Origin of the sequence: Streptomyces sp. JH002 (assembly GCF_050916115.1) — a bacterium.
GTDB classification, from domain to species: Bacteria; Actinomycetota; Actinomycetes; order Streptomycetales; family Streptomycetaceae; genus Streptomyces; species Streptomyces xiamenensis.
Window position 1 is genome coordinate 3,693,338 of the sequence record NZ_CP087989.1, and the last position, 14,251, is coordinate 3,707,588.

General features: G+C 72.4%; 13 protein-coding genes. 9 read left to right on the forward strand and 4 right to left on the reverse strand.

Translation table 11 applies throughout. The features are described 5' to 3' along the window. Positions 1 to 89 precede the first annotated feature (89 nt). Both sigJ and H7827_RS16755 read left to right on the forward strand, forming a co-directional pair. The gene (sigJ, locus tag H7827_RS16750; RefSeq protein ID WP_432746217.1) at positions 90 to 971 is read left to right on the forward strand and encodes an RNA polymerase sigma factor SigJ; all 882 of its coding nucleotides are present in this window, start codon (positions 90 to 92) and stop codon (positions 969 to 971) included. 80 nt (positions 972 to 1,051) lie between these two features. After that, complete coding sequence (locus tag H7827_RS16755) at positions 1,052 to 1,501, forward strand: carboxymuconolactone decarboxylase family protein (protein WP_386532142.1); 450 nt, start codon at positions 1,052 to 1,054, stop codon at positions 1,499 to 1,501. 165 nt (positions 1,502 to 1,666) lie between these two features. Here H7827_RS16755 and H7827_RS16760 read toward each other — a convergent pair whose 3' ends face one another. After that, complete coding sequence (locus H7827_RS16760; RefSeq protein WP_432746219.1) at positions 1,667 to 2,656, reverse strand: DUF368 domain-containing protein; 990 nt, start codon at positions 2,654 to 2,656, stop codon at positions 1,667 to 1,669. A gap of 149 nt (positions 2,657 to 2,805) precedes the next feature. On the opposite strand from H7827_RS16760, the gene H7827_RS16765 reads away from it, so the two are divergent. Continuing rightward, the gene (locus H7827_RS16765; RefSeq protein ID WP_200366327.1) at positions 2,806 to 4,566 is read left to right on the forward strand and encodes a threonine/serine ThrE exporter family protein; all 1,761 of its coding nucleotides are present in this window, start codon (positions 2,806 to 2,808) and stop codon (positions 4,564 to 4,566) included. Positions 4,567 to 4,570: 4 nt separating this feature from the next. On the opposite strand, the gene H7827_RS16770 is transcribed toward H7827_RS16765, so the two are convergent. Next, positions 4,571 to 5,065: an inorganic diphosphatase gene (locus tag H7827_RS16770; protein ID WP_030735028.1), complete on the reverse strand. Its 495-nt coding sequence runs from the start codon at positions 5,063 to 5,065 to the stop codon at positions 4,571 to 4,573. Positions 5,066 to 5,156: 91 nt separating this feature from the next. Here H7827_RS16770 and dacB point away from each other — a divergent pair, with 91 nt between their 5' ends. From dacB to folE, 6 genes are all read left to right on the forward strand, one after another. Continuing rightward, complete coding sequence (gene dacB / locus H7827_RS16775) at positions 5,157 to 6,599, forward strand: D-alanyl-D-alanine carboxypeptidase/D-alanyl-D-alanine endopeptidase (protein ID WP_432746222.1); 1,443 nt, start codon at positions 5,157 to 5,159, stop codon at positions 6,597 to 6,599. 398 nt (positions 6,600 to 6,997) lie between these two features. Further along, positions 6,998 to 8,116, forward strand: coding sequence for a zinc-dependent metalloprotease (locus tag H7827_RS16780; protein WP_030735022.1), 1,119 nt, complete (start codon positions 6,998 to 7,000; stop codon positions 8,114 to 8,116). Between the two features lie 217 nt (positions 8,117 to 8,333). Beyond that, positions 8,334 to 9,389 (forward strand): tRNA lysidine(34) synthetase TilS, encoded by a 1,056-nt coding sequence (gene tilS, locus H7827_RS16785; protein ID WP_200366333.1) that lies wholly within the window; start codon positions 8,334 to 8,336, stop codon positions 9,387 to 9,389. Positions 9,390 to 9,432: 43 nt separating this feature from the next. Then, the gene (hpt, locus tag H7827_RS16790; protein WP_030735016.1) at positions 9,433 to 9,972 is read left to right on the forward strand and encodes a hypoxanthine phosphoribosyltransferase; all 540 of its coding nucleotides are present in this window, start codon (positions 9,433 to 9,435) and stop codon (positions 9,970 to 9,972) included. 209 nt (positions 9,973 to 10,181) lie between these two features. Then, positions 10,182 to 12,200 carry an ATP-dependent zinc metalloprotease FtsH gene (gene ftsH, locus H7827_RS16795; protein WP_432747994.1) on the forward strand — a complete coding sequence of 673 codons (2,019 nt, stop codon included), beginning with the start codon at positions 10,182 to 10,184 and terminating at the stop codon, positions 12,198 to 12,200. A gap of 113 nt (positions 12,201 to 12,313) precedes the next feature. Beyond that, positions 12,314 to 12,916, forward strand: a complete 603-nt coding sequence (gene folE, locus H7827_RS16800; RefSeq protein ID WP_030735010.1) for a GTP cyclohydrolase I FolE — start codon at positions 12,314 to 12,316, stop codon at positions 12,914 to 12,916. Positions 12,917 to 12,938: 22 nt separating this feature from the next. Here folE and H7827_RS16805 read toward each other — a convergent pair whose 3' ends face one another. Together H7827_RS16805 and H7827_RS16810 are read right to left on the reverse strand one after the other, a co-directional pair. After that, positions 12,939 to 13,337, reverse strand: a complete 399-nt coding sequence (locus H7827_RS16805) for an SRPBCC family protein (protein ID WP_432746225.1) — start codon at positions 13,335 to 13,337, stop codon at positions 12,939 to 12,941. 63 nt (positions 13,338 to 13,400) lie between these two features. Then, positions 13,401 to 14,207 carry a hypothetical protein gene (locus H7827_RS16810; protein WP_432746227.1) on the reverse strand — a complete coding sequence of 269 codons (807 nt, stop codon included), beginning with the start codon at positions 14,205 to 14,207 and terminating at the stop codon, positions 13,401 to 13,403. Between the last annotated feature and the right edge of the window lie 44 nt (positions 14,208 to 14,251).

Genomic DNA, 14,251 nt, shown 5'->3' on the forward strand with positions numbered 1-14,251 from the left:
CTCCCACGGCGCGGGGACCGGCCGGGCGGTCGGCGCCGGCCACCCGCCACCCGCCGCCCCGGAAACCGCTGTGACGCTACCGTGGGGCGATGCCGAGCCTCCTGGACAGCGCCGTGTGGGCCGAGCACCGGGCGGCGGTGTTCGGGGCCGCCTACCGGATCCTGGGGAGCGTCGCGGACGCCGAGGACATCGTGCAGGAGGTCTGGCTGCGCGCCCACCGCGCCGATCTGTCGCAGGTGCGGGACCTGCGCGCGTGGCTGGTGACCGTGGCCGCCCGGCGGTCCTACGACGAACTGCGCTCGGCCCGCGCCCGCCGCGAGACCTATGTCGGCCCGTGGCTGCCCGAGCCGCTGCTGACCGGTCCCGACGCCGCCGAACCGGTGCTGCTGGACGAGCTGGTGTCCACCGCCGTGCTCCTCGTCATGGAGGAGCTGACCCCCTCCGAGCGGGTGGCCCTGGTCCTGCACGACGCCTTCGGGCTCGCCTTCGCCGAGATCGCCCCCGTCCTGGGCGGCACCCCGGCCGCCGCCCGGCAGCACGCCTCCCGCGCCCGGCGCCGGATCGCCGCCGCCCGCGAGCGGCAGGTCACGGCCGACCGCGCCGAACACGCCCGCGTCCTGGCCGCGTTCCGGTCCGCCTGCGAGAACGGGGACCTGCCCGCCCTCGTACGGCTGCTGCACCCCGACGCCGTCTACCTCACCGACGGCGGCGGCCAGGTGCACGCCGCCCGCAAACCCATCACCGGCGGCACCCGGATCGCCGAGGTGCTGCTACGCGTCGCACGCCGCCGGTTCGGCGGCGAAACGCGCGCCTTCCGCCCCATCGAGGCGGGCGGCGAACCCGCCCTGCTCGTCGTCCACGCCGGGCGTCCCCTCTGCGTGGACACCCTGAGCGTCGAGGACGGCCGCATCACCGTCCTGCACCGGCTCCTCAACCCGGACAAACTCCGCCACCTGCCCCCCGGACTGTGACCGCCGTCACCGTCACATCCGCGGGACCCGCCCCGTCTCCCTGCCGACAGCACCACCCAGCAGCGAGGGAGCACCGACCCATGACCCGTCTGAACATCGCCGAGGCCGCCCCGGCGTCCTACCAAGCGCTCATCCGCAGCCAGCGCGCGGTGCACGACAGCCCGCTCGACAACGCGCTCTGCGAACTCGTCAAGATCCGTGTCTCGCAACTCAACGGCTGCCTGTTCTGCATCGACATGCACACCACCCAGGCCCGCCGGGACGGCGAGAGCGAGCAGCGGCTGCACCACCTGGCCGCCTGGCACGAGTCGCCCCTGTACGACGAGCGTGAGCGTGCCGCGCTGGCCTACGCCGAGGCCGTCACCCGCTGCGAGCACGTCGGCGACGCCCAGTGGGCCGATCTGCGCGCCCGCTTCCCCGCCGAGGAGGAACTGGGCCACCTGGTACTCCAGGTGGCCCTGATCAACGCCCTCAACCGGCTCGCCGTCCCGCTGCGCACGGAACCGCTGCTCGGGTCTCCCCTGGCCTGAGCCGACCGTCCGGGCGGTGACCGGACGCACGGGGGCAGCGGTCATCAGCTGCCCGCCCGGACCGGTCGCCGCCCACCCGGCGCACGCCGGAGCGGCCCCGCGCACGAAAAAGGTGGCGGCCCCGCCCCGTCGGGGGCAGGGCCGCCACCACGGTCCGCTCCGTCGTCACACCCGCGCGTGCCGCCGCCGCCCCCGCTGCGCGGGCGGCGGGTTGCCGTCCCCGTCGTCGTGCCCGTCCCCGGCCGCCGCGGCCGCCCGCTCCTTGCGGTGACCGATCACCAGCACCGTGGCCACCACCACGAAACCGGCCAGCCCCAGCGCCAGCGTCAGCGGCACACCCTCGGTGGGCGCGTACAGCGAGGTGTCGTGCTCGTCCTCACCCTGCCAGGGCCACAGCGCCCGCAGCGCGCCCGCCATCACACCGGTGAGCACGACCAGCGTCACCCGGTGGAAGTTCTCCAGCAGCCAGCGCAGCACCTTCACAATGAGCGCCAGACCGACGAGCAGTCCGCCCATGAAGACACCGAGATAGCCGAAGTCACGCTCGTTCAGCGCCTCGATCGTCGGCTCGTACATGCCGAGCGCCAGCAGCAGGAACGACCCGGAGAGCCCCGGCAGGATCAGCGCGGAGACCGCGATCGCGCCGGAGAAGAACACCACCAGCATGTTGTCCGGCGACACCGAGGCCGACAGCGAGGTCAGCCAGAACGCGGCGCCCGCGCCCACCAGAGCCAGCGGCCACTCGCGCAGCCCCCAGTGCCGCCCCGAGCCGCTGAACGGCACCCACAGCGAGGCCAGCACCAGGCCGAAGAACACGGCGTACGCGTACTGCTTGTGGTCCGTCACCAGCGGCGCCAGCAGCGCGCTGGACAGCAGCAGGCCCGCCACCATGCCGATCATCAGCGGCACGATCATCCGCCAGTCGGCCTGCCGGAACTCGGCACCGGCCCGGCGCAGACCCTGCCCGCGCGGCACGTCCGCGATGCCCAGACGTATCGCGCTCGTCACATGGCTCGCCCCGGCGATCAGCCGTTCGTAGACGCCGACGATCAGCGCGACGGTGCCCCCGCTGATCCCTGGCAACGCCTCCGACGCTCCGACCAGGGAACCTTTGAAGGCATCGGCCACACGGCTGCTGCTGGCTTGCTTCGCCATGAATCTCCACTCTCGGTATACGCCGGGCATGGCGGAAGGCGCCCTGGGGCGCTCTTGAGGCGTTGCGGTGAGGAACATCCTATGCTTCGCATCGTGGGTCCCTCAGTGGGGCCAACCCCACAATTCCGGGAGGCGAGGAGAGCAGCGGAGTGGCCGGCGAGCACAAACGATTCGGCGAGGACGGCGAGGGTGGCGAAGGCGATCCACGGCGTCTGACCACCCCGCAGCTGATCCCCGTGCTGCGCCCCGAAGGCTACGCCCACCCGCAGCCGGTGCCCGAGGCCGACGACCACCCCACCTCCGAGTTCGCGCTCCCCGAGGGCCTGGCCAGGCCGCCCGCGGCCGAGCCGGAAGAGGAGGAGGCTTCCGGGTTCACCGTCCCCGAGGGCCTCACCACCAGCGCGCCCGTCGAGGAGCGCAGCGAGTTCCGCACCCCCGGCGGGGCCACCCCGCCCACCGGTACGGCTCAGCTGCCCGTGACGCTGCGCCGCGCCGCGCCCGGGATCCTGTGGCAGGACCGGATGCGGTCCATCGTGCGCGCCGCCCCCACCACCGAGCGCATCACCCCGGAGCTGCCGCCGGCCCGCGCCGACGAGGAGGCGGGCGAGCAGCCGGCCGTGCCCCGGGTGCTGGATCTGACGCTGCGCATCGGCGAACTGCTGCTGGCGGGCGGCGAGGGCGCCGAGGACGTGGAGACGGCGATGTTCGCGGTCGCCCACGCGTACGGCCTGGACCGCTGCGACGCCACCGTCACCTTCACCCTCATCTCGATCAGCTATCAGCCCTCGCTGGTGGACCCGCCGTTCACGCTCAGCCGCACCGTGCGCCGCCGGGGCACCGACTACACCCGGCTGGCGGCCGTCTTCCGGCTCATCGACGACATCTCCTCCGGCGAGGTCACGATGGAGGAGTCGTACGGCCGGCTGGCGACCATCCGGCGCAACCGGCACCCGTACACCAAGTGGCAGCTGACCTTCGCCAGCGGACTGCTGGCGGGCGCCGCCTCCACCCTGGTGGGCGGCAACTGGGTCGTCTTCCTGCTGGCGATGGTCGGCGCCATGCTGGGCGACCGGCTGGCGTGGCTGGCGTCGGGGCGCGGACTGCCGGAGTTCTACCAGTTCGTGGCCGCCGCCATGGCCCCCGCCCTGATGGGGGTGGGATGGGCGGCCGGGCACGACAACGCCGCCGGGAAGATCCAGGCGGCCGCCATCATCACCGGCGGCCTGTTCGCGCTGATCCCGGGACGGGCCCTGGTGGCCGGCGTGCAGGACGGGCTGACGGGCTATTACCTGACCGCCTCCGCCCGCCTCCTCGAAGTGGTCTATCTGATCGTCGGCATCGTGTGCGGGGTGCTCGCGGTGCTGTACCTGGGCGAGGTGTCCGGCGTCAGCCTGGAGCCCGAGGTGGTGGTACGGCACAGCCGGCCCGTCATCCAGCTGTGCGCCGCGCTGCTGCTGTCCCTGACCTTCTGCGTCCTCCTCCAGCAGGAGCGCTCCACCGTGCTCGCCGCCACCGTCAACGGCGGGATCGCCTGGCTGATCTACGGCGCGATGCGGGACACCGGTGGCCTGTCGCCGTTCGCGGCCACCGCCGTGGCGGCCGGACTCGTCGGCCTGTTCGGGCAGTTGCAGTCGCGGTACCGGTTTACGTCCTCGCTGCCCTACGTCACGGCCGCCATCGGGCCGCTGCTGCCGGGCTCCGCCGTCTACCTGGGGCTGCTCGGCTTCGCGCAGGGCCAAGTCGACACCGGCATCCAGAACCTGCTGCTGGCGGTCTCGCTGGCGCTCGCGATCGCCATCGGGGTGAATCTGGGCAGCGAAATGGCCCGGCTCTTCATCAAGACGCCGGGCCAGACCACTCCGCTGTCCCCGCTGGGCAGGCGGGGAGCCAAGCGGACGCGCGGGTTCTAGCCGCTCAGTGCTCGCCGCCCTGCTCCGCGAGGCGCTTGTACGAACGCTCGATCTCGGCCTCCGCCTCGACCCGGCCCACCCAGTTGGCGCCCTCGACGGACTTGCCGGGCTCCAGGTCCTTGTACACCTCGAAGAAGTGCTGGATCTCCAGGCGGTCGAACTCGCTGACGTGGTGGATGTCCCGCAGGTGCTCCATCCGGGGGTCGGCCGAGGGCACGCACAGCAGCTTGTCGTCGCCGCCCGCCTCGTCGGTCATCCGGAACATGCCGATGGCGCGGCACTGGATCAGGCAGCCGGGGAACGTCGGCTCGTCCAGCAGCACCAGGGCGTCCAGCGGGTCCCCGTCCTCGCCGAGGGTGCCCTCGACGAAGCCGTAGTCCGCCGGGTAGACGGTCGAGGTGAACAGGTGCCGGTCCAGGCGGATGCGGCCGGTCTTGTGGTCGACCTCGTACTTGTTCCGAGAACCCTTCGGAATCTCGATGGTGACGTCGAACTCCACAGGGGGCTCCTTAAGCGATCTGTGCTGGCTACAGGGGTTAAGTTTCCCTCACGCAAGTGTGTGCTCGCGAAAGGGGCTGGTCGCTGTGCCGGTGCGGTGGTCAAGAGCGGTGCATGTGGTGCTGGGCGCGCCCACCCGGCGGCTGGTCACCGCGGCCGGAGTCGCGGGTCTGGCAGCCGCCGCGCTGACCGTCGCGCTGGCCGGACCGTGGGACTCGGGACAGCGTACGGCCGAACGGCAGGCCGCCGCCGGGCTGGCCGCCGAACGCGAGGTCGCCGACCTGGAGAAGATCGTGGCCGGGCTGCCCTCCGCGCCGCCTGTCCTGGACCCGCTGGGCGAACGCGTCTCGGGCTCGGGCCCGGACGCGGTCACCGACCTGAGCGGGGTCCTGTCCCCCCTGAACGACGCGGCGCTGGGCGGCGGCGCCGCCGTCTCGGTGGTCGACATCGCGGACGGCACCGTGCTGTACGCCTCCGGCCCCGACACCGGCAGGACCCCCGCCTCCACCGTCAAGCTCGTCACCGCCGTGGCGGCGCTCCAGGCCCTGGGCCCCGACCACCGGCTGTCCACCACCACCGGCTGGGACGAGGCCGCCCGGCGGGTGGTGCTGGTGGGCGGCGGCGACCCGACGGTGATGGCCGAGGACTACCAGGCGCTCGCCGAGGAGACGGCCCGGGCGCTGGCGGAGCGCGGCGTCGGCGAGGTGAGCGTGGGCTACGACCTCTCGCTGTGGGACGGCGGCGAGGCACTGCACCCGATCGGCTTCAACGACAACATCGCCGCGCTCACCGCCCTCCAGGTCAACGAGGGCCGGCTGGACGGCTCCACGCACGGCCCGACCGTACGCTCCACGGACCCGGCCGCCGACGCGGTCCGCACCTTCACCGGCGCGCTGTCGGCCGCGGGGGTGACGGTCGTGGGGGAGCCGGCCGCCGCGAGCGGCCAGGACACCGAACGGCTGGGCCGGCACCGCTCGGCGCCGCTGTCGGTCCTGGTGGAGCGGATGCTGACGTACAGCGACAACGACCTGGCGGAGGCGCTGGGCCGGGCGACGGCGCTCAAGGCGGGACAGCCGGTCACCTTCGCCGGGGTCGGCCGGGCGATCTCCGACGAACTCGCCGGGCTCGGACTGCCGATGGACCAGGTACGCATCGCGGACGCCAGCGGCCTGGACCGCGAGGGCGTGGTCACCGCGCAGTTGCTGACCGGTGTGCTGACGGCCGCGGCCGACCCCCGGCGGCCCGAACTGCGGCCCGCGCTGACCGGGATGCCGGTGGCGGGCTTCACCGGCACGCTGACCGGCCGGTACGGGGCCGGATCGGACGTGGCGGGCGGCAGTGGGGACGGCGCGGGTGTGGTCCGGGCCAAGACCGGCACGCTGACCGGCGTCAACACGCTGGCCGGCACGGCCGTCACCGCCGACGGCCGGGTCCTGGCGTTCGCCTTCCTGGCCGGCGACACACTCGACGCGAACGCCGCCCAGAACGCCCTGGACGCGGCGGCGACGGGCCTGGCGACCTGCCACTGCGGTTAGGGCCTGTCCTCCGGATCCTTCGTGGGGCCGCGCCGCCATACACGGCACCTCGCCGCATCACCGCATCCCACGAGTACGGCCAGGTATGAGCTGCGATCCGGTGCCTTGCGACGCACCGCGTCCGACGCCGCGGCCTGATCCACGAAGATCCGGAAGACAGGCCCCAGCCGTCCCTTTCGGACCCTCACGGGGCCGCGCTGCCCGAAGGCCGGGGGCACCGGACGGACCCCCGGCCGGTGACGTCGAGCCGGCCGCTCCCGGCCCTGCGGGGCCGCCCGTCCCCCGTACGGCGCAGTCCCCTCCGGGCCCGCCCCGCCCCGCCCCACGGCGGTGAGGGGGGCCAGGAGGGGGCGGGCGGCGGCTACCGGTCCCGGGGGCGGCGCCGTACCGTGGGGCGCATGACGAGTTTCGGCGGTGGCGGTACGGATCTGGTCGACTGGAATCTCGCCGTGTCCACGGCGGCCCGGATGACGCGGCCGGGGCCCGAGGTGAGTCGCGACGAGGCCCGCGCCGCCGTCGCCGAGCTGCGCCGGCACGCCGAGGCGGCCCAGCTGCACGTGAACGGCTTCACCGGCCTCGACAACGGGGCCGCCGACACCCCGGTGCTGGTCGTGGACCGTCCCGGCTGGATCCGCGCCAACGTCGCCGGATTCCGCGAACTGCTCTCCCCGGTGATGGTGCGGATGCGCGAACGCCGCTCCGCCGTCCCCGGCGGCGCGGCCCTGACCGCCGTCGGCTCCAAGGTCACCGGCGTCGAGGTCGGGATGCTGATGTCCTTCCTGTCCTCCCGGGTGCTGGGCCAGTACGAGACCTTCGCGCCGCCCACCGCCGGTCTCCCGGCCCGCCCCGGCGGTGGCCGGCTGCTCCTGGTCGCCCCCAACATCGTCCAGGTCGAACGCGAACTCGCCGTCAAGCCGCACGACTTCCGGCTGTGGGTGTGTCTGCACGAGGAGACCCACCGCACCCAGTTCACGGCCGTGCCGTGGCTGCGCGACCACATGGAGGGCGAGATCCAGGGCTTCCTCAAGGAGTCCGACGTCGACCCCGGCACCCTGGTGGAGCGTTTCCGGCAGGCCGCCCAGTCCGTCACCGGCCGGGCCCCCGAGTCCGGGGCGGACAGCGGGCGCGGCCTGGTCGATCTCGTGCAGACCCCGCGCCAGCGCGAGATCCTGGACCGGCTCACCGCCGTGATGTCCCTGCTGGAGGGGCACGCCGACTACGTCATGGACGGCGTCGGGCCGGCCATCGTGCCCTCCGTCGCCGAGATCCGGGAGAAGTTCACCCGCCGCCGCGCCGCCGGCGCCGGGCGGCTGGACCGGGCGCTGCGCAAGATGCTGGGCATGGACGCCAAGCTGCGCCAGTACCAGGAGGGCGAGCGGTTCGTGCGCACCGTCGTGGAGCAGGCCGGCATGACCGGCTTCAACAAGGTGTGGACCTCGCCGAACACCCTCCCCACCAAGGAGGAGATCACCGACCCGGAGAAGTGGGTGGCCCGGGTACGGCCCGCCGCGGGGTGAGCCACGGGCGGCCCGGCTCGGTGGCGGACCGGCGGGCCCGGCGGCAGGCATACGCACCGATATCACTCGTACGAGGGACCGTCGGGCGATAGTTGGCGTGCGATGCTCGGGTACCAGGGCTCCTCTGTCACCATTTACGCACCCAGCGTGACATTGCTCCCCGAGCCCCCACCCTCCCCAGCTCCCCCGAGCTTCCCCAGGAAGAAGTGATTCGGACATGGGTCCCCACCCCGCGGTCGCGGCGATACGTCTGGCAGTCCGCCGTGTGCTCCACGAACTGCTGCACGAAGCCCCAGACCCCTCCCCACTCGATCCGCCGCACCACCCCCCGCTCGTCCTGGTCGCCGCCTCCGGTGGCGCCGACTCCATGGCCCTGGCCTCCGCGCTCGCCTTCGAGGCCCCCCGGGCCGGCCTGCGGGCCGGCGCCGTCACCGTCGACCACGGCCTCCAGGACGGTTCCGCCGCCCGCGCCGCCGAAGTCGCCGACCGCCTCACCGCTCTCGGCCTGACCCCCGTGGACGTCGCCGCCGTGACCGTGGGCCGCTCCGGCGGCACCGAGGCCGCCGCCCGCACCGCTCGCTACCGGGCCCTGGACACCGCCGCCGACCGCCACCACGCCGCCGCCGTGCTCCTGGGCCACACCCGCGACGACCAGGCCGAGACCGTACTGCTCGGCCTCGCCCGCGGCTCCGGCGTCCGCTCGCTGTCCGGGATGGCCGCCGTCTCCGGCGGCACCGCGGGGCACACCGGCCGCTACCGCCGCCCGTTCCTGGGCATCGACCGGCAGACCACCCGCAAGGCCTGCCTGGTGCAGTCCCTGCCCGTGTGGGACGACCCGCACAACACCGACCCGTCCTACACCCGCTCCCGGGTCCGCCACGAGGCCCTGCCCATCCTGGAGAAGGCCCTGGGCCGCGGCGTCGTCGAGGCGCTGGCCCGCACCGCCGCCCTCGCCCGCGACGACGCCGACGCGCTCGACCTGTGGGCCGCCGACGCCGAGGGCACCGCCACCGCCGAGGACGGCACCCTCGCCATCGCCGCGCTCGCCCCGCTGCCCCCGGCCGTACGCCGCCGGGTGCTGCGCCGGGCGGCCGTCGCGGCGGGCGCCCCGGCGGGTTCGCTCTTCGCCCGGCACATCGAGGAGACCGACCGGCTCATCACCGACTGGCACGGTCAGCGGCCCCTGAACCTGCCCGGCCGCGTGGAGGTCGCGAGGCAGGGTGGCAGACTGGTTCTCCGGCAGGCGGACCGAGCAGACCGGGCGGACCGCTGAGAGCGGCAAGCGGCAGAGAGTGACGCGGGTGCACGAGAAGGACATGGGCGCGGACCTGGAGTCGGTGCTCATCACCAAGGAAGAGATCGACGCGAAGCTGGCGGAGCTGGCCGCGAAGATCGACACGGAGTACGCGGGCAAGGACCTGCTCCTGGTCGGGGTGCTCAAGGGAGCGGTGATGGTCATGGCGGACCTCGCCCGGGCCCTGTCCTCACCCGTCACCATGGACTGGATGGCGGTGTCCTCCTACGGCGCGGGCACCCAGTCCTCCGGGGTGGTGCGGATCCTCAAGGATCTGGACGCGGACATCAAGGGCCGGGACGTCCTGATCGTCGAGGACATCATCGACTCGGGGCTGACCCTGTCCTGGCTGCTGTCGAACCTCGGTTCGCGCGAGCCGGCGTCGCTCAAGGTGGTGACGCTGCTGCGCAAGCCCGACGCGGCGAAGGTCGACATAGAGGTGGAGTGGGTCGGCTTCGACATCCCGAATGAATTCGTGGTGGGATACGGCCTGGACTACGCCGAGAAGTACCGGAATCTCCCCTTTGTCGGTACGCTCGCGCCGCACGTCTACCAGGGCTGAGCGGACCGCGCGGAACGCATCGGGGCCGTCCGGCGTTGCGTGTTTATGGACAAGCGGCCATATCCCACTGTCCCCGGCGCCGCCGGAGGGCCGCTTTGGGGTACGGTCGCGGTTGAACGAGACGTAGGACACCGCCGCGCACAGCGGATCCCAGCCGGGGGCTGTGCCTCTACATGGCAGGAGGGACGGGGCCGCACCGCCCCGTGTGAATAGACGTGAAGCGCTATTTCCGTGGGCCAGTGATGTGGATCGTACTGGCCGTCCTTGCCGTGGTTCTGCTGATGCAGGTGTTCACCTCGTCCGAGGGCTACAAGAAGGTGGACACGGGCAAGGTCGTCCAGGCGATCGCCCAGAACCACGTCCAGTCCGCCGAGCTCACCACCGGCGACGAGCAGACCATCAAGATCGAGCTGAAGAGCGGCCAGGAGATCGAGGGCAAGACCAAGGTCCAGGCCAACTACATCGACGGTCAGGGCGAGAACCTGGCCGGCACGCTCCAGGACAAGCTCGCCGCCGGCGACCTGGAGGGCGGCTACACCGTCTCCCCGAAGTCGCAGAACCCGTTCGTCGGGATGCTGCTGTCCATCCTGCCGTTCCTGCTGATCATCGTGGTCTTCCTGTTCCTGATGAACCAGATGCAGGGCGGCGGCTCCCGGGTCATGCAGTTCGGGAAGTCCAAGGCCAAGCTGATCAGCAAGGACACCCCGAAGACCACCTTCGCCGACGTGGCCGGTTCGGACGAGGCCGTCGAGGAGCTCCACGAGATCAAGGAGTTCCTCCAGGAGCCGGGCAAGTTCCAGGCCGTCGGCGCCAAGATTCCCAAGGGTGTGCTGCTGTACGGCCCGCCCGGCACCGGCAAGACGCTGCTGGCGCGCGCCGTGGCCGGCGAGGCCGGGGTGCCGTTCTACTCGATCTCCGGCTCCGACTTCGTCGAGATGTTCGTGGGTGTCGGCGCCTCCCGGGTCCGTGACCTGTTCGAGCAGGCCAAGGCGAACGCCCCGGCGATCGTCTTCGTCGACGAGATCGACGCCGTCGGCCGGCACCGCGGTGCCGGCATGGGCGGCGGGCACGACGAGCGCGAGCAGACCCTCAACCAGCTGCTGGTCGAGATGGACGGCTTCGACGTCAAGGGCGGCGTCATCCTGATCGCCGCCACCAACCGCCCCGACATCCTCGACCCGGCGCTGCTGCGGCCGGGCCGGTTCGACCGGCAGATCGCGGTCGACCGTCCCGACATGCAGGGCCGTCTGGAGATCCTCAAGGTTCACCAGAAGGGCAAGCCGGTCGCCCCGGACGTCGACCTGGGGGCCGTCGCCCGGCGTACCCCGGGCTTCACCGGCGCCGATCTGAACAACGTCCTCAACGAGGCGGCGCTGCTGGCCGCCCGCGGCAACGCCAAGCTGATCGACAACAAGTTCCTCGACGAGGCGATCGACCGCGTCGTGGCCGGTCCGCAGAAGCGCACCCGCATCATGAGCGACAAGGAGAAGATGATCACCGCGTACCACGAGGGCGGACACGCCCTGGTCGCGGCGGCCTCTCCGAACAGCGACCCGGTGCACAAGGTGACGATCCTGTCCCGCGGCCGGGCGCTGGGCTACACCATGGTGCTGCCGGAGGAGGACAAGTACTCCACCACGCGCAACGAGATGCTGGACCGGCTCGCCTACATGATGGGCGGTCGCGCCGCCGAGGAACTGGTCTTCCACGACCCGACCACCGGCGCGGGCGACGACATCGAGAAGGCGACGGGCACGGCGCGCTCCATGGTCACCCAGTACGGGATGACCGAGCGGCTCGGCGCGATCAAGTTCGGCTCCGACCAGTCCGAGCCCTTCCTGGGCAAGGAGATGTCCCACCAGCGCGACTACTCCGAGGAGGTCGCCGGGCTGGTGGACGAGGAGGTCAAGAAGCTGATCGAGACCGCGCACAACGAGGCGTGGGAGATCCTGGTGGAGAACCGGGACGTGCTCGACAACCTCGTGCTGGAGCTGCTGGAGAAGGAGACCCTCAACAAGGAGGAGCTCGCGGAGATCTTCCGCCCGGTCATCAAGCGTCCGGCCCGCCCGGCGTGGACCGGCTCCGCCCGGCGCACCCCCTCGACCCGGCCTCCGGTGTCCGTTCCGGTGAAGAACGTGCAGCTGGCCAACGGCAGCGGCGAGAACGGCACCACCTCCCTGGAGAAGGTCATCGGCACCGAGCCGGGGGAGCGGCCCGGCACCGAGTGAACCTGGTCACCACGTCGTACCGGCCGTGCCCCCCACGCCTTAGGCTTGGGGGGCACGGCCGTTCATTCGGGCCGATCAGCCGCATTGCCTGACAGAAACAAGGCGGGAAGTACATGACGGACCCGGTGACGGCGCAAGCGGGCCAGATGGGCACGTTCGACGAGAAGCGCGCCGAGAACGCCATCCGTGAGCTGCTGATAGCGGTCGGTGAGGACCCGGACCGCGAGGGACTGCGGGACACCCCGGCCCGGGTGGCCCGGGCCTACCGGGAGATATTCGCCGGGCTGTGGCAGGAGCCGGAGGATGTGCTGACCACCACCTTCGACCTGGGCCACGACGAGATGGTGCTGGTGAAGGACATCGAGGTGATGTCCTCGTGCGAGCACCACCTGGTGCCGTTCGTGGGCAAGGCGCACGTCGGGTACATCCCGTCCTCCAGCGGGAAGATCACCGGGCTGTCGAAGCTGGCCCGGCTGGTGGACGTCTTCGCCCGCCGCCCGCAGGTGCAGGAGCGCCTGACCACGCAGATCGCCGACTCGCTCATGCGGATCCTGGAGCCGCGCGGGGTGATCGTGGTCGTGGAGTGCGAGCACATGTGCATGACGATGCGCGGGGTCCGCAAGCCGGGCGCCAAGACCACCACCTCGGCGGTACGCGGCCAGCTGCGGGACGCGGCGACCCGTGCCGAGGCGATGAGCCTGATCCTCTCCCGCTGAGCGGCCGGGGGGCGGCGCCGGCCTAACCGCGTTCCACGATGCCCTTGAGGGTGGCCAGATCGGCCTCGACCCTTCCGGCGTCGCGGCGGAAGTCCTCGGGGGTGGTGCCCGGCTGCCGGCGCAGGGTGAAGACCACCTCGCAGGTGTCCTCCTCGTCCGGGATCACGCGCATCGGGTTGAGGACCGTCTCGCCGCTCGGCAGGGTCACCTCGTGGTCGAGCACACCGAACGTGTTGCGCGGGGCGAAGGCCACCTCCACCCGGCCCATGGGGGAGGAGGTCGCGATCCACCGGCCTTTGATCAGTTCGATGGAACCGCCGAGTCCGGCGGCCCAGGCGGGCAGATTGACCGGGTCTGCCGCGTAGGCGTAGACCTCGTCGGCGGCGCGGTCGATGTGGATGCTGAGGTGTGTCGACTCCATGCCGGTCACGCTATCCAGCGGCCGGTGGCCCGGCCTTGAACGAAACGGCCGCGCCGCGGCGTCTCAGGGCTTGGCGGTGCGCGGCTTGCCGAAGAAGTCGAACCCGCCGGCGGGCTCGGTGCTCTCCCGGCCGGCGCCGGCAGGCGCCCCCTGCGGCGGCACCGCCACCGGCGGCACGGGGCGGGCGGGCGCTGCGTCGGCCGTACCGGGGGACTCGGCCACCCCGGCCTCCCGCGGTTCGCGCTGCCGCTCCCGCTCCCGGTTCTCCTGCTGCCGGTTCTCCTCCTGACGGGCGCCGTTGCGCGACAGCTTGCCGAGCGCCTCGTACGCCTGGAGGTAGGTCAGCTGCGACGGCGCGCCGCCCGAGGTGCGGTGGTCGGTGGCCCGGGAGGGCAGCGCCTTGGCCGGCTCGGCCGCCTCCAGCGCCAGCTGCCGGCGGCCCTCCAGCGCCTTGGCCCGCTCGGTCTCGGCGTTGGCGTACCGGCGCAGCAGGTCGGCGTGTTCGGAGCGGAGCCGGCCCAGTTCGATGCGCTTGGCCCTGACCTTGGCCTCCAGGGTGGAGACCAGTTCCTGGGACTCCTCCAGCTCGGCCTGCTTCTCCTCGATCTGCCAGCTGATACCGGCCTTCGCGGCACGTTCGCGGGCGACCTTGCGTCCGGCCTCCAGGTCCCAGCGGCGCAGCAGGAGGGCCGCGCTCACGGCGGCGGCCGCGGCCAGCGCGGTCAGGGAGCGCAGGACGACGATCGCGCCGTCGCTGCTGCCGGTGCCCACGAACCAGGCGGCGCCGGCGCTCAGTACGGCGGCGCCGCCCAGCGCGGCAGGAATCAGCACCCGGTGCAGTGGTGCGTTGCGGTGACGTCCACGTGCCATGCCCGAAACTTACCGTGACGCCCGGGGCTGCCGGGACCCACCCG